General features: G+C 62.7%; 18 protein-coding genes and 1 pseudogene. 16 read left to right on the plus strand and 3 right to left on the minus strand.

The annotated features are described in order from the left end of the window. The 15 genes and pseudogenes from E8E78_RS25985 to nuoN all read left to right on the plus strand — a co-directional run. A pseudogene (locus tag E8E78_RS25985) lies at positions 1-321 on the plus strand (isocitrate lyase); the annotation flags it as partial. A 464-nt stretch (positions 322-785) separates the two neighbouring features. After that, on the plus strand, positions 786-1,448 hold the full coding sequence (locus tag E8E78_RS25990) for a lysoplasmalogenase (protein ID WP_280313699.1): 663 nt from the start codon (positions 786-788) through the stop codon (positions 1,446-1,448). A gap of 381 nt (positions 1,449-1,829) precedes the next feature. Then, on the plus strand, positions 1,830-2,243 hold the full coding sequence (locus E8E78_RS25995; RefSeq protein ID WP_003251427.1) for an NADH-quinone oxidoreductase subunit A: 414 nt from the start codon (positions 1,830-1,832) through the stop codon (positions 2,241-2,243). A 10-nt stretch (positions 2,244-2,253) separates the two neighbouring features. Continuing rightward, entirely contained in the window at positions 2,254-2,931 is a 678-nt protein-coding gene (locus E8E78_RS26000) for an NADH-quinone oxidoreductase subunit B (protein WP_012313769.1), read from the plus strand. A gap of 79 nt (positions 2,932-3,010) precedes the next feature. Beyond that, entirely contained in the window at positions 3,011-4,792 is a 1,782-nt protein-coding gene (gene nuoC / locus E8E78_RS26005; protein WP_016498752.1) for an NADH-quinone oxidoreductase subunit C/D, read from the plus strand. 2 nt (positions 4,793-4,794) lie between these two features. Further along, positions 4,795-5,292 (plus strand): NADH-quinone oxidoreductase subunit NuoE, encoded by a 498-nt coding sequence (gene nuoE, locus E8E78_RS26010; protein WP_049276692.1) that lies wholly within the window; start codon positions 4,795-4,797, stop codon positions 5,290-5,292. After that, a complete protein-coding gene (gene nuoF / locus E8E78_RS26015; protein ID WP_049276691.1) occupies positions 5,289-6,668 on the plus strand; it encodes an NADH-quinone oxidoreductase subunit NuoF in 1,380 nt (459 codons plus the stop codon). The genes nuoE and nuoF overlap by 4 nt, the downstream gene beginning before the upstream one ends. A 133-nt stretch (positions 6,669-6,801) precedes the next feature. After that, positions 6,802-9,516: an NADH-quinone oxidoreductase subunit NuoG gene (gene nuoG / locus E8E78_RS26020; protein ID WP_049276690.1), complete on the plus strand. Its 2,715-nt coding sequence runs from the start codon at positions 6,802-6,804 to the stop codon at positions 9,514-9,516. Next, complete coding sequence (gene nuoH / locus E8E78_RS26025; protein WP_012273297.1) at positions 9,513-10,520, plus strand: NADH-quinone oxidoreductase subunit NuoH; 1,008 nt, start codon at positions 9,513-9,515, stop codon at positions 10,518-10,520. Before nuoG ends, nuoH begins: the two co-directional genes overlap by 4 nt. A gap of 11 nt (positions 10,521-10,531) precedes the next feature. Next, entirely contained in the window at positions 10,532-11,080 is a 549-nt protein-coding gene (gene nuoI / locus E8E78_RS26030; protein ID WP_003251442.1) for an NADH-quinone oxidoreductase subunit NuoI, read from the plus strand. 10 nt (positions 11,081-11,090) lie between these two features. Beyond that, complete coding sequence (nuoJ, locus tag E8E78_RS26035) at positions 11,091-11,591, plus strand: NADH-quinone oxidoreductase subunit J (protein ID WP_016488224.1); 501 nt, start codon at positions 11,091-11,093, stop codon at positions 11,589-11,591. A gap of 3 nt (positions 11,592-11,594) precedes the next feature. Beyond that, the gene (gene nuoK / locus E8E78_RS26040; RefSeq protein WP_003251446.1) at positions 11,595-11,903 is read left to right on the plus strand and encodes an NADH-quinone oxidoreductase subunit NuoK; all 309 of its coding nucleotides are present in this window, start codon (positions 11,595-11,597) and stop codon (positions 11,901-11,903) included. Continuing rightward, positions 11,900-13,753: an NADH-quinone oxidoreductase subunit L gene (gene nuoL / locus E8E78_RS26045; protein ID WP_016498749.1), complete on the plus strand. Its 1,854-nt coding sequence runs from the start codon at positions 11,900-11,902 to the stop codon at positions 13,751-13,753. The genes nuoK and nuoL overlap by 4 nt, the downstream gene beginning before the upstream one ends. A 40-nt stretch (positions 13,754-13,793) precedes the next feature. Then, entirely contained in the window at positions 13,794-15,326 is a 1,533-nt protein-coding gene (gene nuoM / locus E8E78_RS26050) for an NADH-quinone oxidoreductase subunit M (protein WP_016498748.1), read from the plus strand. Positions 15,327-15,333: 7 nt separating this feature from the next. Continuing rightward, positions 15,334-16,803, plus strand: coding sequence for an NADH-quinone oxidoreductase subunit NuoN (nuoN, locus tag E8E78_RS26055; RefSeq protein ID WP_016498747.1), 1,470 nt, complete (start codon positions 15,334-15,336; stop codon positions 16,801-16,803). A gap of 92 nt (positions 16,804-16,895) precedes the next feature. Here the strand turns inward: nuoN and E8E78_RS26060 are convergent, their stop codons facing one another. After that, positions 16,896-17,150 carry an ogr/Delta-like zinc finger family protein gene (locus E8E78_RS26060; protein WP_049276689.1) on the minus strand — a complete coding sequence of 85 codons (255 nt, stop codon included), beginning with the start codon at positions 17,148-17,150 and terminating at the stop codon, positions 16,896-16,898. Between the two features lie 179 nt (positions 17,151-17,329). Here E8E78_RS26060 and E8E78_RS26065 point away from each other — a divergent pair, with 179 nt between their 5' ends. Then, the gene (locus E8E78_RS26065) at positions 17,330-17,722 is read left to right on the plus strand and encodes a helix-turn-helix domain-containing protein (RefSeq protein ID WP_049276688.1); all 393 of its coding nucleotides are present in this window, start codon (positions 17,330-17,332) and stop codon (positions 17,720-17,722) included. On the opposite strand, the gene E8E78_RS26070 is transcribed toward E8E78_RS26065, so the two are convergent. Together E8E78_RS26070 and E8E78_RS26075 are read right to left on the minus strand one after the other, a co-directional pair. Continuing rightward, complete coding sequence (locus E8E78_RS26070) at positions 17,719-18,081, minus strand: hypothetical protein (protein WP_016498744.1); 363 nt, start codon at positions 18,079-18,081, stop codon at positions 17,719-17,721. The genes E8E78_RS26065 and E8E78_RS26070 overlap by 4 nt on opposite strands. Next, positions 18,074-18,421, minus strand: a complete 348-nt coding sequence (locus E8E78_RS26075; RefSeq protein WP_049276687.1) for a head completion/stabilization protein — start codon at positions 18,419-18,421, stop codon at positions 18,074-18,076. Before E8E78_RS26075 ends, E8E78_RS26070 begins: the two co-directional genes overlap by 8 nt. Positions 18,422-18,429 lie beyond the last annotated feature (8 nt).

The raw sequence follows: 18,429 nt of genomic DNA on the forward strand, positions 1-18,429 counted from the left end.
CTGGACGACGCCACCATCGCCAAGTTCCAGCGCGAGCTGTCGGCCATGGGCTACAAGCACCAGTTCATCACCCTGGCGGGCATCCACAACATGTGGCACGGCATGTTCAACCTGGCGCACGACTACGCCCGCAACGACATGACCGCCTACGTGAAGCTGCAAGAGCAGGAATTCGCTGACGCCAGCAAGGGCTACACCTTCGTGGCGCACCAACAGGAAGTGGGCACCGGTTACTTCGATGACATGACCACCGTGATCCAGGGTGGCGCATCGTCGGTGACTGCGCTGACCGGCTCGACCGAGGAAGAGCAGTTCCACTGATAGTGGGCTGCTGTTGAACGAAGGCCCGGGGCTTGTGAAAGCTCCGGGCTTTCTTTTTGACGTGCCTTTGAAAATGCGCCTGGGCTGAGAGGTGTTCGCCACAGCATCTTCAGCGCCCGTGAGACCGAGCGCCGCCCGCTCGGCGCATCGCGAGCTGCGCTCGCCCCTACGTTTGTTTCGGGCCAATTATTCCTATGGGATTTGCGCGCGAACGCCTTGGGGCATGACTCGATATCGTGCCGTACAAACAAGACGGTCGCGTGCGCCTGCCACAGGCGTTACTGGCCAAAAACAAACGTAGGAGCGAGCGCAGCTCGCGATGCGCCGCGCGGGCGGCGCTCGATCTCACAGGCGCCGCATTGCTTTCGCCAAGCCCATGCCAGCCCTAACCCAATCCAAAGGCATCACCAGCAAAACCCAGGATCACGTCTATGCTTGAGGCAGCACAGCAGCAAGGACCGCCCATGCCTCGTCCAAGCCACCTGATGATTCTGGCCCTGGCCGCCGTCGCCCTCTATATATATGCACTGGCCAGCGACAATACCCTGGTCGCACTGCTGGCCAAACCCGTTCCCGTCCTGGCGCTTGTCGCCTGGCTGCGCGGCGCCCCGGCCACACCTTATCGGAAGTGGATCTCGATCGGCCTGGGCTTTTCGGTAATGGGTGACATACTGCTGGCCATCCCCGCCGACCTGTTCGTATTCGGCCTGGCCGCCTTCCTCTGTGCCCACCTGGCTTACCTGCGCGGCTATTGCGGCATTACCCTGCGCCCCGCCCTGCCCGCACTGATCTTCAGCGCCATCACCGGCATCGCGCTGCTCGGCGTACTGGCCAGCCACGGCCTCGGCCCGTTGCTGATCCCGGTCGCGCTGTACGCCCTGGCCATCAGCGCCATGCTCTGGCGCGCCCTGGCCTGTGGCGGGCTGGCCGCAATCGGCGCCTGCCTGTTCGTGCTCTCCGACAGCCTGATCGGCATCGACCGCTTCGTCAGCCCGTTCGCCGCCGCGCCGTACCTGATCATCCTCACCTACTGGCTCGGGCAGTGGGCGATTGCTGCATCAGCCAGTCACCGCTCAACCGATAAAGTATTGACCCAGAGCGGTGCGCGCAGTATCGGAAGCTGCTAGAACAGGAGTCTTTCGCATTTGCAAGTAGAGGGAATCGCCGGATGAACTTTACAAGGCGCAGAACAGCCAAATTACATAGCATCAGGTCAAATGATATTAATTATCATTACGCAACTTGTGATTCGTTACCAGTCGCAAGAAACATAATTAACAAAACCGCACGCAATGCCCGAATTTCAAGGCTTTCAGCCATTTACGAGTGCCTTTTGTTCTTAATCCTACGAATAAATTTGCGACAGAAATTTTACTTGCACCGGGTTTACCCATAAAATCAGCGCGATTGATTCAGCTGCGACATTTGGTCACTGCACCTGCGACACCACGTCGCCGCTCTACTTATTTCAGACTGCAGAGCTGGGTCTCTGTATAAGGATCTCTAGCATGTCCGATTCGGCGGGACTCATCGCCCACAACTGGGGCTTTGCCATCTTCCTCCTGGGTGTCGTCGGCCTGTGCGCCTTCATGCTCGGCCTGTCCAGCCTGCTCGGTAGCAAGGCCTGGGGTCGCGCCAAGAACGAACCCTTCGAATCCGGCATGCTGCCCGTCGGCAGCGCCCGCCTGCGCCTGTCCGCCAAATTCTATCTGGTCGCGATGCTGTTCGTGATCTTCGATATCGAAGCCCTCTTTCTCTTTGCATGGTCTGTGTCCGTCCGCGAAAGCGGCTGGACCGGGTTCGTCGAAGCTCTCGTTTTCATAGCAATTCTGTTGGCAGGTCTTGTCTACCTATGGCGCGTCGGTGCTCTTGACTGGGCTCCCGAAGGTCGCCGCAAGCGGCAAGCGAAGCTGAAACAATGAGGCTTTGGCAATGCAATACAATCTCACCAGAATCGATCCGGATGCGCCTAACGAGCAGTACCCGGTAGGTGAACGGGAAACCGTCACCGATCAGCTGCTAGAGGACCAGGTCCACAAGAACATCTACATGGGGAAACTCGAAGATGTGCTGCGTGGCGCGGTCAACTGGGGTCGCAAGAACTCCCTCTGGCCGTACAACTTCGGCCTGTCCTGCTGCTACGTGGAAATGACCACGGCCTTCACGGCACCCCACGACATCGCCCGCTTCGGCGCCGAAGTCATCCGGGCCTCGCCGCGTCAGGCCGACTTCATGGTCATCGCCGGTACCTGCTTCATCAAGATGGCGCCGATCATCCAGCGCCTCTACGAGCAGATGCTCGAGCCGAAATGGGTCATCTCCATGGGTTCGTGCGCCAACTCCGGTGGCATGTACGACATCTACTCGGTCGTTCAGGGGGTCGACAAGTTCCTCCCCGTGGACGTCTATGTGCCTGGCTGCCCGCCACGCCCTGAGGCTTTCCTGCAAGGCTTGATGCTGCTGCAGGAGTCGATCGGCCAAGAACGACGCCCGCTTTCCTGGGTTGTTGGTGATCAAGGTATTTACCGTGCCGAGATGCCAGCCCAGAAAGACCTGCGTCGTGAGCAGCGCATTGCAGTAACCAACCTGCGCAGCCCCGACGAAGTCTGATCCAGCGACCTGCCGCCCGCTCCCCCTGGAGCCGGCGGCCTGGCTTCATTCTTAACGTTGACCCAAAGCGACCGAGACCATGACAGCGGACAACGCTATTTTTATTCCGCCCTACAAGGCTGACGACCAGGATGTGGTCGTCGAACTGAACAACCGTTTTGGCGCCGAAGCATTCGTCGCCCAGGAAACCCGCACCGGCATGCCCGTGCTGTGGGTCAAACGCGCCCAGCTCAAAGAGGTGCTCAGCTTCCTGCGCGGTGTCGCCAAGCCTTACAGCATGCTGTACGACCTGCACGGCGTCGACGAACGCCTGCGCACCCAGCGCCGTGGCCTGCCGGCCGCCGACTTCAGCGTGTTCTACCACCTGCTGTCGATCGAGCGTAACAGCGACGTGATGATCAAGGTGTCGCTGAGCGAAGGCGACCTGAACCTGCCGACCGTGACCGGTATCTGGCCAAACGCCAACTGGTACGAGCGCGAAGTGTGGGACATGTTCGGCATCGACTTTGCCGGGCACCCGCACCTCAGCCGCATCATGATGCCGCCCACCTGGGAAGGCCACCCGCTGCGCAAGGACTACCCGGCCCGTGCCACCGAGTTCGACCCCTACAGCCTGACCCTGGCCAAGCAACAACTTGAAGAAGAGTCGGCGCGCTTCAACCCGGAAGCGTGGGGCATGAAGCGTCAGGGCGCCAACGAGGACTACATGTTCCTCAACCTCGGCCCCAACCACCCTTCGGCGCACGGTGCGTTCCGTATCGTCCTGCAGCTGGACGGTGAAGAGATCGTCGACTGCGTCCCGGACATCGGCTACCACCACCGTGGCGCCGAGAAAATGGCCGAGCGCCAGTCCTGGCACAGCTTCATCCCCTACACCGACCGTATCGACTACCTCGGCGGGGTGATGAACAACCTGCCGTACGTACTGGCGGTGGAAAAGCTGGCAGGCATCAAGGTGCCGCAGAAGGTCGACGTAATTCGTGTGATGCTGGCCGAGTTCTTCCGCATCACCAGCCACCTGCTGTTCCTGGGTACCTACATCCAGGACGTGGGCGCCATGACCCCGGTGTTCTTCACCTTCACCGACCGCCAGCGCGCCTACACCGTGATCGAAGCGATCACCGGTTTCCGCCTGCACCCGGCCTGGTACCGCATCGGTGGCGTCGCCCACGACCTGCCGCGCGGCTGGGAGAAACTGGTCAAGGACTTCGTCGACTGGCTGCCAAAGCGCCTGGACGAGTACACCAAGGCTGCCCTGCAGAACAGCATCCTCAAGGGCCGTACCATTGGCGTTGCCGCGTACAACACCAAGGAAGCCCTGGAATGGGGCACCACCGGTGCCGGCCTGCGCTCCACCGGTTGCGATTTCGACCTGCGCAAGGCCCGCCCCTACTCCGGCTACGAGAACTTCGAATTCGAAGTACCGCTGGCCCACAACGGCGATGCCTATGATCGCTGCATGGTCCGTGTCGAGGAGATGCGCCAGAGTATCCGCATCATCGACCAGTGCCTGCGCAACATGCCGGAAGGCCCGTACAAGGCGGATCACCCGCTGACCACGCCGCCACCGAAAGAGCGCACCCTGCAGCACATCGAGACCCTCATCACGCACTTCCTGCAAGTCTCGTGGGGCCCGGTCATGCCGGCCAACGAGTCGTTCCAGATGATCGAGGCGACCAAGGGCATCAACAGTTACTACCTGACGAGCGATGGCGGCACCATGAGCTACCGCACCCGGATCCGTACTCCGAGCTACCCGCACCTGCAGCAGATCCCTTCGGTGATCAAAGGCAGCATGGTTGCCGACCTCATTGCGTACCTGGGCAGTATCGACTTCGTTATGGCTGACGTGGACCGCTAAGCATGAACAGCACGCTTATCCAGACAGACCGTTTCGCCCTGAGCGAAACAGAGCGCTCGGCCATCGAGCACGAGATGCATCACTACGAGGACCCGCGCGCGGCGTCCATCGAAGCCTTGAAGATCGTCCAGAAGGAACGTGGCTGGGTGCCGGACGGCGCCATTCACGCGATCGGCGAAGTGCTGGGCATCCCTGCCAGCGACGTCGAAGGTGTAGCCACCTTCTACAGCCAGATCTTCCGCCAGCAGGTCGGCCGCCACATCATCCGCGTGTGCGACAGCATGGTCTGCTACATCGGCGGCCATGAATCGGTCGTCAGCCAGATCCAGAGCGAGTTGGGTATCGGCCTCGGCCAGACCACCGCCGACGGCCGCTTCACCCTGCTGCCGGTGTGCTGCCTGGGCAACTGCGACAAGGCCCCCGCGCTGATGATCGACGACGACACCTTTGGCGACGTGCAGCCTGCTGGCGTCACCAAACTGCTGGAGGGTTACGTATGACCATTACTTCCTTCGGCCCGGCCAACCGCATTGCGCGCACCGCCGAAACCCACCCGCTGACCTGGCGCCTGCGTGACGACGGCGAGCCAGTGTGGCTTGCCGAGTATCAGGCCAAGAACGGCTACGCCGCTGCCCGCAAGGCACTGGGCGAGATGTCGCAGGACGACATCGTGCAGACCGTGAAGGACTCCGGCCTAAAGGGCCGCGGTGGCGCAGGCTTCCCCACTGGCGTGAAGTGGGGCCTGATGCCCAAAGACGAATCCATGAACATCCGCTACCTGCTGTGCAACGCGGACGAAATGGAGCCGAACACCTGGAAGGACCGCATGCTGATGGAGCAACAGCCCCATCTGCTGGTCGAGGGCATGCTGATCAGCGCCCGCGCGCTGAAGGCCTACCGTGGCTACATCTTCCTGCGTGGCGAATACACCACCGCTGCGAAAAACCTCAACCGCGCCATTGATGAAGCCAAGGCCGCCGGCCTGCTGGGCAAGAACATCCTGGGCTCCGGTTTCGATTTCGAGCTGTTCGTGCACACCGGTGCCGGCCGCTACATCTGCGGTGAAGAAACCGCACTGATCAACTCGCTGGAAGGCCGTCGCGCCAACCCGCGCTCCAAGCCGCCCTTCCCTGCAGCCGTCGGCGTGTGGGGCAAGCCGACTTGCGTGAACAACGTCGAAACCCTGTGCAACGTGCCGGCCATCGTCGCCAACGGCAACGACTGGTACAAGTCGCTGGCCCGCGAAGGCAGCGAAGACCACGGCACCAAGCTGATGGGCTTCTCTGGCAAGGTGAAGAACCCGGGCCTGTGGGAGCTGCCGTTCGGCGTCACCGCCCGCGAGCTGTTCGAAGAATACGCCGGTGGCATGCGCGACGGCTTCAAGCTCAAGTGCTGGCAGCCAGGCGGCGCCGGTACCGGCTTCCTGCTGCCCGAGCACCTCGACGCGCAGATGTACGCCGGTGGCATCGCCAAGGTCGGCACCCGTATGGGCACAGGCCTGGCCATGGCGGTGGACGACAGCGTCAACATGGTCTCGCTGCTGCGCAACATGGAAGAGTTTTTCGCCCGCGAGTCGTGCGGCTGGTGCACGCCATGCCGTGACGGCCTGCCGTGGAGCGTGAAGATGCTGCGTGCACTGGAAAACGGGCAAGGCCGTGCCGAAGACATCGAGACGCTGCTGGGCCTGGTCAACTTCCTCGGCCCAGGCCGTACCTTCTGTGCTCACGCACCGGGTGCCGTCGAGCCACTGGGCAGTGCCATCAAATACTTCCGGTCCGAGTTCGAGGCCGGTGTCGCACCAGCATCCGCGGGTGACACCCTGCGCCCAGACCTGGCCAAGCCAATCCAGGCCGGGCCGATCGTGGTCGGCGCATAACAAGATGATTAGGCGGGTGGTCCGTGCCACTCGCCAGCTTGCCGGCAGGCCCGACTCATTCGCGGCGTGTCGCAAGCTCACCGATTTCCATTAGCCACGCCCGCTCACGCGGGCCAACGAAGAACTTTGAACAATGGCCACTATCCACGTAGACGGCAAAGCGCTCGAAGTCAACGGTGCAGACAACCTGTTACAGGCGTGTCTGTCGCTAGGCCTCGACATCCCTTATTTCTGCTGGCACCCGGCGCTTGGTAGCGTTGGCGCCTGCCGGCAGTGCGCGGTCAAGCAGTACACCGACGAGAACGACACCCGTGGTCGTATCGTCATGTCCTGCATGACCCCTGCCTCCGACGGCACCTGGATTTCCATCGAAGATGACGAGTCCAAGGCGTTTCGCGCCAGCGTCGTCGAATGGCTGATGACCAACCACCCGCACGACTGCCCGGTGTGCGAGGAAGGCGGTCACTGCCACCTGCAAGACATGACGGTAATGACCGGCCACAACGAGCGCCGCTACCGTTTCACCAAGCGTACCCACCAGAACCAGGACCTCGGCCCGTTCATCGCCCATGAGATGAACCGCTGCATTGCCTGCTACCGCTGCGTGCGCTACTACAAGGATTACGCCGGTGGTACCGACCTGGGCGTCTACGGCGCCCACGACAACGTGTACTTTGGCCGCGTCGAAGACGGCGTGCTGGAGAGCGAGTTCTCCGGCAACCTGACCGAGGTCTGCCCGACCGGTGTTTTCACCGACAAGACCCACTCCGAGCGTTACAACCGCAAGTGGGACATGCAGTTCGCCCCAAGCATCTGCCACGGCTGCTCCAGCGGTTGCAACATCAGCCCCGGCGAGCGCTACGGCGAACTGCGTCGTATCGAAAACCGCTTCAACGGCTCGGTCAACCAGTACTTCCTGTGCGACCGCGGCCGCTTCGGCTACGGCTACGTCAACCGCAAGGACCGCCCACGCCAGCCACACCTGGCCGACGGCACCAAGCTGGGCCTGGACGCCGCCCTGGACAAGGCCGCCGACCTGCTGCGCGGCCGTACCATCGTCGGTATCGGCTCGCCACGCGCCAGTCTCGAAAGCAACTACGGCCTGCGTGAGCTTGTCGGTGCCGAGTACTTCTACTCGGGCATGGAAGCTGGCGAACTGGCCCGCGTGCGCCTGGCCCTGAACGTGCTGAACAACAGCCCGCTGCCGGTGCCTACCCTGCGCGACATCGAAGACCACGACGCCGTGTTCGTGCTCGGTGAAGACCTGACCCAGACCGCTGCCCGCGTCGCCCTGGCTGTACGCCAGGCCACCAAAGGCAAGGCCGAGGCCATGGCCGAAGCGATGAAAGTGCAGCCGTGGCTCGACGCCGCGGTGAAGAACATCGGCCAGCACGCGCTGTACCCGCTGTTCATCGCCTCCCTGGCTGAAACCAAGCTGGACGACGTCGCCGAAGAATGCGTGCACGCCGCCCCGGCCGACCTGGCCCGCATCGGTTTCGCCGTGGCCCACGCCATCGACCCGAGTGCACCGGCAGTCGCCGGCCTGGACGACGAAGCCAAGGCCTTGGCCCAACGCATCGCCGATGCCCTGGTCGCCGCCAAGCGCCCACTGGTTGTAGCCGGCACCTCGCTGGCCGACCCGGCGTTGATCGAAGCCGCCGCCAACATCGCCAAAGCCCTGAAGCTGCGCGAGAAAAACGGCTCGCTGAGCCTGGTGGTGCCTGAGGCCAACAGCATCGGCCTGGCCATGCTCGGTGGCGAGTCCATCGATGCCGCGCTGGACGCGGTCATCAGCGGCAAGGCCGACGCCATCGTCGTACTGGAAAACGACCTGTACGCCCGCGTACCGGCCGCCAAGGTCGACGCTGCCCTGGCTGCAGCCAAGGTGGTGATCGTTGCCGACCACTCCAAGACCGCCACTGTCGACCGTGCGCACCTGGTACTGCCAGCGGCCTCGTTCGCCGAGGGCGACGGTACCCTGGTCAGCCAGGAAGGCCGTGCCCAGCGCTTCTTCCAGGTGTTCGACCCGCAATACCTGGACAGCAGCATCCAGATTCACGAAGGCTGGCGCTGGATGCACGCCCTGCGTGCCACCCTGCTGAACAAGCCGGTCGACTGGACCCAGCTGGACCACGTTACCAGCGCCTGTGCCGAAGCCGCCCCGCAACTGGCCGGCATCGTCAACGCCGCGCCAAGCGCCGCGTTCCGCATCAAGGGCATGAAGCTGGCCCGTGAACCGCTGCGTTACTCCGGCCGTACTGCCATGCGCGCCAACATCAGCGTGCACGAGCCGCGCACCCCGCAAGACAAGGACACCGCGTTCGCCTTCTCCATGGAAGGTTACTCGGGCTCCGCCGAACCGCGCCAGCAGGTGCCGTTCGCCTGGTCGCCGGGCTGGAACTCGCCGCAAGCCTGGAACAAGTTCCAGGACGAGGTCGGTGGCCACCTGCGTGCCGGTGACCCTGGCGTACGCCTGATCGAGCCGCAAGGCGACCGCCTGAGCTGGTTCAGCGCCATTCCGGGTGCCTTCAACCCGGCCCGTGGCACCTGGACTGCCGTGCCGTTCTTCCACCTGTTCGGCAGCGAGGAAAGCTCGTCGCGCGCCGCCCCGGTGCAACAGCGCATCCCGGCTGCCTACGTGGCCCTGGCCAAGTCCGAAGCCGACCGTCTGGGTGTCAACGACGGTGCTCTGCTGAGCCTGAACGTTGCCGGTGTGGCCCTGCGCCTGCCGCTGCGCATCAATGAAGAACTGGGCGCTGGCCTGGTCGCGTTGCCGAAAGGCCTGGCCGGCATCCCGCCTGCCATCTTCGGTGCATCCGTCGAAGGTCTGCAGGAGGCAGCACAATGAGCTGGTTCACCCCCGAAGTGATCGACGTGATCATCCAGGTCGTCAAGGCTATCGTGGTGCTGCTGGCCGTGGTGGTCTGCGGCGCCCTGCTCAGCTTCGTCGAACGCCGCTTGCTGGGCTGGTGGCAGGACCGCTACGGCCCGAACCGCGTTGGCCCGTTCGGCATGTTCCAGATCGCTGCCGACATGCTGAAGATGTTCTTCAAGGAAGACTGGAACCCGCCCTTCGTCGACAAGATGATCTTCACCCTGGCGCCGGTCGTGGCCATGAGCGCCCTGCTGATCGGCTTCTCGATCATCCCGATCACACCGGGCTGGGGCGTTGCCGACCTGAACATCGGCCTGCTGTTCTTCTTCGCCATGGCCGGCCTGTCGGTCTACGCTGTGCTGTTCGCCGGCTGGTCGTCGAACAACAAGTACGCCCTGCTGGGCAGCTTGCGTGCTTCGGCACAGACCGTGTCGTACGAAGTGTTCCTGGGCCTGGCGCTGATGGGCGTGGTGGTGCAGGTAGGCTCGTTCAACATGCGCGACATCGTCGAGTACCAGGCGCAGAACCTGTGGTTCATCATTCCGCAGTTCTTCGGCTTCTGCACCTTCTTCATCGCTGGCGTCGCCGTGACTCACCGTCACCCGTTCGACCAGCCGGAAGCGGAACAGGAACTGGCCGACGGCTACCACATCGAGTATGCCGGCATGAAATGGGGCATGTTCTTCGTCGGTGAGTACATCGGCATCATCCTCATCTCGGCGCTGCTGGTAACCCTGTTCTTCGGTGGCTGGCACGGCCCGTTCGGCATCCTGCCGCAAGTGCCGTTCCTGTGGTTCGCCCTGAAGACCGCGTTCTTCATCATGCTGTTCATCCTGCTGCGCGCCTCGATCCCGCGCCCGCGCTATGACCAGGTGATGGACTTCAGCTGGAAGTTCTGCCTGCCGCTGACCCTGATCAATTTGCTGGTGACCGCTGCGATCGTGCTCTACAACACGCCAGCCGTCGCGGCCCAGTGAGGATTTGACCCATGTTCAAGTATATCGGCGACATCGTTAAGGGCACCGGCACTCAGCTGCGCAGCCTGGCAATGGTGTTCTCCCACGGGTTCCGCAAGCGCGACACCCTGCAGTACCCCGAAGAACCCGTGTACCTGCCGCCGCGCTACCGCGGCCGCATCGTCCTCACCCGCGACCCCGATGGCGAGGAGCGCTGCGTAGCGTGCAACCTCTGCGCGGTGGCCTGCCCGGTTGGCTGCATCTCGCTGCAGAAGGCCGAGACCGAGGATGGTCGCTGGTACCCGGAATTCTTCCGCATCAACTTCTCGCGTTGCATTTTCTGCGGCCTGTGTGAAGAAGCGTGCCCGACCACCGCGATCCAGCTGACTCCGGATTTCGAAATGGCCGAGTTCAAGCGTCAGGACCTGGTGTACGAGAAAGAAGATCTGCTGATCTCCGGCCCCGGCAAGAACCCTGACTACAACTTCTACCGTGTTGCGGGTATGGCAATCGCTGGCAAGCCGAAAGGCTCTGCGCAGAACGAAGCCGAACCGATCAACGTGAAGAGCTTGCTCCCATAAGGACAGAAAGATGGAATTCGCTTTCTACTTCGCATCCGGGATTGCCGTGGTCTCCACCCTTCGGGTGGTGACCGGCACAAACCCCGTGCACGCCTTGCTTTACCTGATCATTTCGCTGATTTCCGTGGCCATGATCTTCTTCTCCCTGGGTGCGCCGTTCGCCGGCGCCCTGGAAGTGATCGCCTACGCCGGCGCCATCATGGTGCTGTTCGTGTTCGTGGTGATGATGCTTAACCTGGGGCCGGCTTCGGTCGCCCAGGAGCGCGGTTGGCTCAAGCCCGGCATCTGGGCAGGGCCGGTGATCCTCGGCACCCTGTTGCTGCTGGAACTGCTGTACGTGCTGTTCGTCGCCCCGAGCGGCGCTGGCATCAGCGGCACTACCGTGGGCCCTAAAGAAGTGGGCATCAGCCTGTTCGGGCCGTACCTGCTGGTGGTCGAACTGGCCTCGATGCTGCTGCTGGCTGCAGCCGTCACCGCCTTCCACCTGGGCCGCAACGAGGCGAAGGAGTAAATCATGGGTGCTATCCCTCTCGAGCATGGCCTGGCGGTCGCCGGTATCCTGTTCTGCTTAGGTCTGGTTGGCCTGATGGTCCGCCGCAACATCCTCTTCGTACTCATGAGCCTGGAAGTCATGATGAACGCCTCTGCCCTGGCGTTCGTCGTCGCCGGGGCCCGTTGGGTCCAGCCCGACGGCCAGGTGATGTTCATTCTGGTGATCAGCCTGGCAGCCGCCGAGGCCAGTATTGGCCTGGCCATCCTGCTGCAGCTGTATCGCCGCTTCCACACTCTCGACATCGATGCTGCCAGTGAGATGCGCGGATGAACCTTCTCTTCCTGACTTTCGTCTTCCCCCTCGTCGGCTTCCTGCTGCTGTCGTTCTCGCGCGGGCGGTTCTCGGAGAACCTGTCCGCCCTGATCGGCGTCGGCTCGGTGGGCCTGTCGGCTGCTACCGCCGCCTATGTCATCTGGCAGTTCAATGTCGCGCCACCTGAAGGCGGCGCGTACAGCCAACTGCTGTGGCAGTGGATGTCGGTGGACGGCTTTGCGCCGAACTTCACCCTGTACCTCGACGGCCTGTCGGTCACCATGCTCGGCGTGGTTACCGGTGTCGGCTTCCTGATCCACCTGTTCGCGTCCTGGTACATGCGTGGCGAAGCCGGCTACTCGCGCTTCTTCTCGTACACCAACCTGTTCATCGCCAGCATGCTGTTCCTGATCCTCGGCGATAACCTGCTGTTCATCTACTTCGGCTGGGAAGGTGTAGGCCTGTGCTCGTACCTGCTGATCGGTTTCTACTACAGCAACCGCAACAACGGTAACGCGGCACTCAAGGCGTTCATCGTCACCCGTATCGGCGACGTGTTCCTGGCCATCGGCCTGTTCATCCTGTTTGCCCAGCTGGGTACCCTGAACGTGCAGGAACTGCTGGTGCTGGCACCGCAGAAATTCCAGGCTGGCGACACCTGGATGGTGCTGGCAACGCTGATGCTGCTGGGCGGTGCGGTCGGTAAATCGGCCCAGCTGCCACTGCAGACCTGGCTGGCCGACGCGATGGCTGGCCCGACCCCGGTTTCGGCACTGATCCACGCTGCAACCATGGTGACCGCGGGCGTGTACCTGATCGCCCGTACCAACGGCCTGTTCCTGCTGGCGCCGGACATCCTGCACCTTGTAGGTGTGGTCGGTGGCGTGACCCTGGTACTGGCCGGCTTCGCCGCGCTGGTACAGACCGACATCAAGCGTATCCTCGCCTACTCGACCATGAGCCAGATCGGCTACATGTTCCTGGCCCTGGGCGTTGGCGCCTGGGATGCGGCGATCTTCCACCTGATGACCCACGCCTTCTTCAAGGCCCTGCTGTTCCTTGCCTCCGGTGCAGTGATCGTTGCCTGCCACCACGAGCAGAACATCTTCAAGATGGGCGGCCTGTGGAAGAAACTGCCACTGGCCTACGCCAGCTTCGTGGTCGGTGGTGCTGCCCTGGCCGCCCTGCCGATCGTGACCGTGGGTTTCTACTCCAAGGACGAGATCCTCTGGGAAGCCTTCGCCAGCGGCAACACCGGCCTGCTGTACGCCGGCCTGGTTGGTGCGTTCATGACCTCGCTGTACACCTTCCGCCTGATCTTCATCGCCTTCCACGGCGAAGCCAAGACCGAAGCTCACGCGGGCCACGGCATCAGCCACTGGCTACCGCTGGGCGTGCTGATCGTGTTGTCGACCTTCGTGGGTGCCTGGATCACCCCGCCGCTGGCAGGCGTGCTGCCTGAAAGCGCCGGCCACGCCGGTGGCGAAGCCAAGCATGCGCTGGAGATCACCTCGGGTGCCATCGCCATCGCCGGTATCCTGCTGTCGGCCCTGCTGTTCCTGGGCAAGCGCAGCTTCGTCAGCGCCGTCGCCAACAGCGGCATCGGTCGCGCCCTGTCGGCCTGGTGGTTCGCCGCGTGGGGCTTCGACTGGATCTACGACAAGCTTTTCGTCAAACCGTACCTGCTGATCTGCCACATCCTGCGCAAGGACCCGGTAGACCGCAGTATCGGCCTGATTCCGCGGATGGCGCGTGGCGGTCATGTCGCCATGAGCAAGACCGAGACTGGCCAACTGCGCTGGTACACCGCCTCTATCGCCGTGGGTGCCGTGCTGGTGCTCGGTGCCGTGCTAGTGGCTGCGGTATGACAATGAATCTTGCGACTTTGCCAAAGGAAACCAACCCGTCATGATTTTGCCTTGGCTGATCCTGATCCCCTTCATCGGCGGCTTCCTGTGCTGGCTGGGTGAGCGCTTCGGCGCCACCTTGCCGCGCTGGATCGCGCTGCTGACCATGTCCCTGCTGCTCGGCATCGGCCTGTGGCTGTGGGCGACCGGCGACTACACCCTCGCCCCCGCTCCGGGCGCCGAGCCTGCCTGGGCCCTGGAATACAAACTCCAGTGGATCCAGCGGTTCGGCATCAGCATCCACCTGGCCCTCGACGGCCTGTCGCTGCTGATGATCCTGCTCACCGGCCTGCTCGGTGTGCTGTCGGTACTGTGCTCCTGGAAAGAGATCCAGCGCCACGTCGGCTTCTTCCACCTCAACCTGATGTGGATCCTCGGCGGCGTGGTCGGTGTGTTCCTGGCCCTGGACCTGTTCCTGTTCTTCTTCTTCTGGGAAATGATGCTGGTGCCGATGTACTTCCTCATCGCGCTCTGGGGTCATAGCTCGGCAGACGGCAAGAAGACCCGGATCTACGCGGCGACCAAGTTCTTCATCTTCACCCAGGCCAGCGGCCTGATCATGCTGGTGGCGATCCTGGGCCTGGTGCTGGTCAACTACAACACCACCGGCGTGCTCACCTTCAACTACAGCGACCTGCTCAAGGCCGAGCTGCCAGCCGGTGTCGAGTACGTGCTGATGCTGGGCTTCTTCATCGCCTTTGCGGTGAAGCTGCCGGTAGTACCGTTCCACTCCTGGCTGCCTGATGCGCACGCCCAGGCACCGACCGCAGGCTCCGTCGACCTGGCCGGTATCTTGTTGAAGACCGCGGCCTACGGCCTGCTGCGCTTCGCCTTGCCGCTGTTCCCGAACGCCTCGGCCGAGTTCGCGCCCATCGCCATGACCCTGGGCCTGATCGGTATCTTCTACGGTGCCTTCCTGGCCTTTGCGCAAACCGACATCAAGCGCCTGATCGCCTTCTCCAGCGTCTCGCACATGGGCTTCGTGCTGATCGGTATCTACTCCGGCAGCCAGCAGGCCCTGCAAGGCGCGGTGATCCAGATGCTGGCCCACGGCCTGTCGGCTGCGGCACTGTTCATCCTGTCCGGCCAGCTGTACGAGCGCCTGCACACCCGTGACATGCGTCAGATGGGCGGCCTGTGGCACCGCATCGCCTACCTGCCAGCGATCAGCCTGTTCTTCGCCGCAGCATCGCTGGGGCTGCCGGGTACCGGCAACTTCGTCGGCGAGTTCCTGATCCTGATCGGCAGCTTCGCGCACGTACCATGGATCACCGTGATCGCCACCACCGGCCTGGTATTCGGTTCGGTCTACTCGCTGATCATGATCCACCGCGCCTACTTCGGCCCGGCCAAGGCCGATACCGTGCTGGCCGGCATGGACGGTCGCGAACTGATCATGGTGCTGGGCCTGGCGGTACTGCTGATCCTGCTGGGCGTGTACCCGCAGCCGTTCCTCGACACCTCTGCCGCCACCATGAGTGGTGTGCAGCAGTGGCTCGGTTCCGCTTTCACTCAACTCGCTTCGGCCCGGTAAGAGCGCTATGGAATTCACCACTCAACACTTCATCGCATTGGCGCCGATGCTGATCACCACCATCACCACGGTGGTGGTGATGCTGGCGATCGCCTGGAAGCGCAACCACTCGCAGACCTTCCTGCTGTCCACCGTGGGCCTGAACCTGGCCCTGCTGTCGATCCTGCCGGCGCTGAAAGTAGCGCCGCTGGCGGTCACCCCGTTGATCACCATCGACAAGTTCGCCTGCCTGTACATGGCGATCATCCTGGTGGCGACGCTGGCGTGCGTGACATTGGCCCACGCCTACCTCGGCGAAGGCTCCAAGGGCTTCCCGGGCAACCGTGAAGAACTGTACCTGCTGCTGCTGATGTCGGCCCTCGGTGGCCTGGTGCTGGTCAGCGCCAACCACCTGGCCGGGCTGTTCATCGGCCTGGAGCTGCTGTCGGTACCGGTCTACGGCCTGGTGGCATACGCCTTCTTCAACAAGCGATCACTGGAAGCCGGCATCAAGTACATGGTGCTGTCGGCCGCCGGCTCGGCTTTCCTGCTGTTCGGCATGGCCCTGCTGTACGCGGATGCCGGTAGCCTGAGCTTCGACCAGATCGGCAAAGCCCTGGCAACCACCAGCATGCCAAGCCTGGTGGCCCAGCTGGGCCTGGGCATGATGCTGGTCGGCCTGGCCTTCAAGCTGTCGCTGGTACCGTTCCACCTGTGGACCCCGGACGTATACGAAGGCGCCCCGGCGCCGGTCGCCGCGTTCCTGGCAACCGCCAGCAAGGTTGCAGTATTCGCCGTTGTCGTGCGCCTGTTCATGCTCTCCCCTGCTGCCAGCAGCGGCGTGCTGAGCACCGTACTGGCGGTGATTGCCGTGGCCTCGATCCTGGTCGGTAACCTGCTGGCGCTGACCCAGAGCAACCTCAAGCGCCTGCTGGGTTACTCGTCCATCGCCCACTTCGGCTACCTGGTCATTGCCCTGGTTGCCAGCAAGGGCCTGGCCCTGGAAGCCATGGGCGTGTACCTGGTCACCTACGTGATCACCAGCCTGGGTGCCTTCGGTGTCATTACCCTGATGTCCTCGCCTTATGGCGGGCGTGACGCCGATGCCCTGTACGAGTACCGCGGCCTGTTCTGGCGCCGTCCGTACCTGACCGCGGTACTCACCGTGATGATGCTGTCGCTGGCGGGTATCCCGCTGACCGCTGGCTTCATCGGCAAGTTCTACATCATCGCCACCGGCGTCGAGTCGCACCTGTGGTGGCTGGTCGGTGCCCTGGTGATCGGTAGCGCTATCGGCGTTTACTACTACCTGCGCGTCATGGTCACCCTGTACCTGGTCGAGCCTAACCTGCGTCGCCACGACGCCCCGCTGAAGTGGGAACAGCGCACCGGTGGCGTCATGCTGCTGGCCATCGCCATTGTTGCCTTCGTGCTCGGTGTCTACCCGCAGCCGCTGCTGGAACTGGTTCAGCAAGCCGGCCTGCAACTGATCGGCTGATCGGCGATCGCCTCGGCAATACAAAACACCCCGCGTATGCGGGGTGTTTTTTTATCGGCGCATTTATTTGCCTGCCCCCTATGAAGCCTCACTCACCCCGGCTGGCCTGCCCCAGGCAGGGCGGCCTTGCGCAAATCGCCATTGGCCGAAGGCAGGTACACTTCCGGATTGGGCATCCCGCTGGGGGATAGTTCATGGGTCATTTCGAATTCGGCGCGTACTGACCAGCCGCACGCTTCAGTGGTGCATTGCAAATAAGCGATACGCAAGAAAATATGGCGCCCTTCGCTAGTGCGTATGCGCATCCGGCTATGGCAATGCGGGCAAACCAGCTTGTAAGTACTCACGGCAAGTACCTGCTAGCATTGCCCAGGCCAACCTGTGTGTCAGTATTGGCTGCAACTGTGGGTGTATTCTTCAATTTGATGGTTCTCATTGCAGAAGTGCTCCTTAAAACGCAGGGCTGTATTCATAACGAGTAGTTTAAGCCCATGGAATATCATTAAACCAGTCATGGATATTTGTTATGAGTACTCACGTACTTGCTGAGGTGCTCACGCGCCTTAAGCTTCTTACTGGCGCCAAGACTGATGCCGAGCTGTCTCGTGCGTTGTCGGTCAGCCCGCAGACGCTGAGCAGCTGGAAAGTTCGCGACAGCGTCCCATACTCACTTTGCGTAGATCTAGCCAAACAGCACGCGTGCTCGCTGGACTGGTTGCTGTTGGGCGAAGGGGGCCAACGCCCGGTATGCCAAAGTGAGGCAGCCTGGGAGTTCGACATGCTCGACCGGCTGCGCACGTTGGCGCCAGGTGACCGCCAGGCCATCCTGCTGCTCATCAAGGACAAGCAACGCATCCAGCAGCTGGAACAGCAATTGAGCGAACTGACCAGTCACTTGCCCAAAGCCGCCAGCGGCTAACCTCGGCGCCGCCAGCGCTGCATGAGTTCGCGCGGATCGAGCGTATCCAGCCAGACCATGACCTTTAGGCTGATGGGGATCACCACCACGGCAGCAACGAATGCCGCCATGCCACGGGTCAACAAGGGCGCCAATGACGAAACCAGCGGCTCGAACAGGTGTCCCACACCCACGGTCACGAACACCAGCAACAGCTTCTTGCCCAGCGTCAGGCGACTGGTCGCACTGGTGATCAAGCGGTCGCGCGCCGCGCCCACCAGCAAAGCCCCCAGCAGCGCGGCAAACAACACACTGCCATCCACGCTCAGCAGTTCAATCAGCCCCAGGGCCAAGCGGTCGATAACAGATGCCTCAGGCATGAGCAGCCCTCCGACGCACATTGCTCAAACATGAGCTTGCGCCCAGGCTGTACATGACTGCGGCCTCGACAAAGCGGACGTAGCACACCCGCAAAGCGCGCCCTTGGTCATGCCCGGCCACATCCTCCAGGCGCTTGTAGCCCCGCTCTCGCAACACCGCGCGCCAGCGCGCAAATTCCCGCGCTGCATCGATGGCGGCACAACGTGCGGCGACTTCCAGGGCGGCCTCGCTGACGGGCCATGTCAGGTTCAGGCGCTCACGCAGCCTGCCAAGGTCCACCCGTGGCCAGAACGGGTCATGGCTGTCGGCATAACGCGGTAACCTAGGGTCGTAGCTCATACCTTACC

The organism is Pseudomonas sp. BN505 (assembly GCF_029873175.1).
GTDB lineage: Bacteria > Pseudomonadota > Gammaproteobacteria > Pseudomonadales > Pseudomonadaceae > Aquipseudomonas > Aquipseudomonas putida.

Bases quoted from the DNA above. Each gene is read 5' to 3' on its own strand.
- E8E78_RS25990 (WP_280313699.1), top strand. From the start codon at position 786: ATGCCTCGTCCAAGCCACCTGATGATTCTGGCCCTGGCCGCCGTCGCC.
- E8E78_RS25995 (WP_003251427.1), top strand. From the start codon at position 1,830: ATGTCCGATTCGGCGGGACTCATCGCCCACAACTGGGGCTTTGCCATC.
- E8E78_RS26000 (WP_012313769.1), top strand. From the start codon at position 2,254: ATGCAATACAATCTCACCAGAATCGATCCGGATGCGCCTAACGAGCAG.
- nuoC (WP_016498752.1), top strand. From the start codon at position 3,011: ATGACAGCGGACAACGCTATTTTTATTCCGCCCTACAAGGCTGACGAC.
- nuoE (WP_049276692.1), top strand. From the start codon at position 4,795: ATGAACAGCACGCTTATCCAGACAGACCGTTTCGCCCTGAGCGAAACA.
- nuoF (WP_049276691.1), top strand. From the start codon at position 5,289: ATGACCATTACTTCCTTCGGCCCGGCCAACCGCATTGCGCGCACCGCC.
- nuoG (WP_049276690.1), top strand. From the start codon at position 6,802: ATGGCCACTATCCACGTAGACGGCAAAGCGCTCGAAGTCAACGGTGCA.
- nuoH (WP_012273297.1), top strand. From the start codon at position 9,513: ATGAGCTGGTTCACCCCCGAAGTGATCGACGTGATCATCCAGGTCGTC.
- nuoI (WP_003251442.1), top strand. From the start codon at position 10,532: ATGTTCAAGTATATCGGCGACATCGTTAAGGGCACCGGCACTCAGCTG.
- nuoJ (WP_016488224.1), top strand. From the start codon at position 11,091: ATGGAATTCGCTTTCTACTTCGCATCCGGGATTGCCGTGGTCTCCACC.
- nuoK (WP_003251446.1), top strand. From the start codon at position 11,595: ATGGGTGCTATCCCTCTCGAGCATGGCCTGGCGGTCGCCGGTATCCTG.
- nuoL (WP_016498749.1), top strand. From the start codon at position 11,900: ATGAACCTTCTCTTCCTGACTTTCGTCTTCCCCCTCGTCGGCTTCCTG.
- nuoM (WP_016498748.1), top strand. From the start codon at position 13,794: ATGATTTTGCCTTGGCTGATCCTGATCCCCTTCATCGGCGGCTTCCTG.
- nuoN (WP_016498747.1), top strand. From the start codon at position 15,334: ATGGAATTCACCACTCAACACTTCATCGCATTGGCGCCGATGCTGATC.
- E8E78_RS26065 (WP_049276688.1), top strand. From the start codon at position 17,330: ATGAGTACTCACGTACTTGCTGAGGTGCTCACGCGCCTTAAGCTTCTT.
- E8E78_RS26070 (WP_016498744.1), bottom strand. From the start codon at position 18,081: ATGCCTGAGGCATCTGTTATCGACCGCTTGGCCCTGGGGCTGATTGAA.
- E8E78_RS26075 (WP_049276687.1), bottom strand. From the start codon at position 18,421: ATGAGCTACGACCCTAGGTTACCGCGTTATGCCGACAGCCATGACCCG.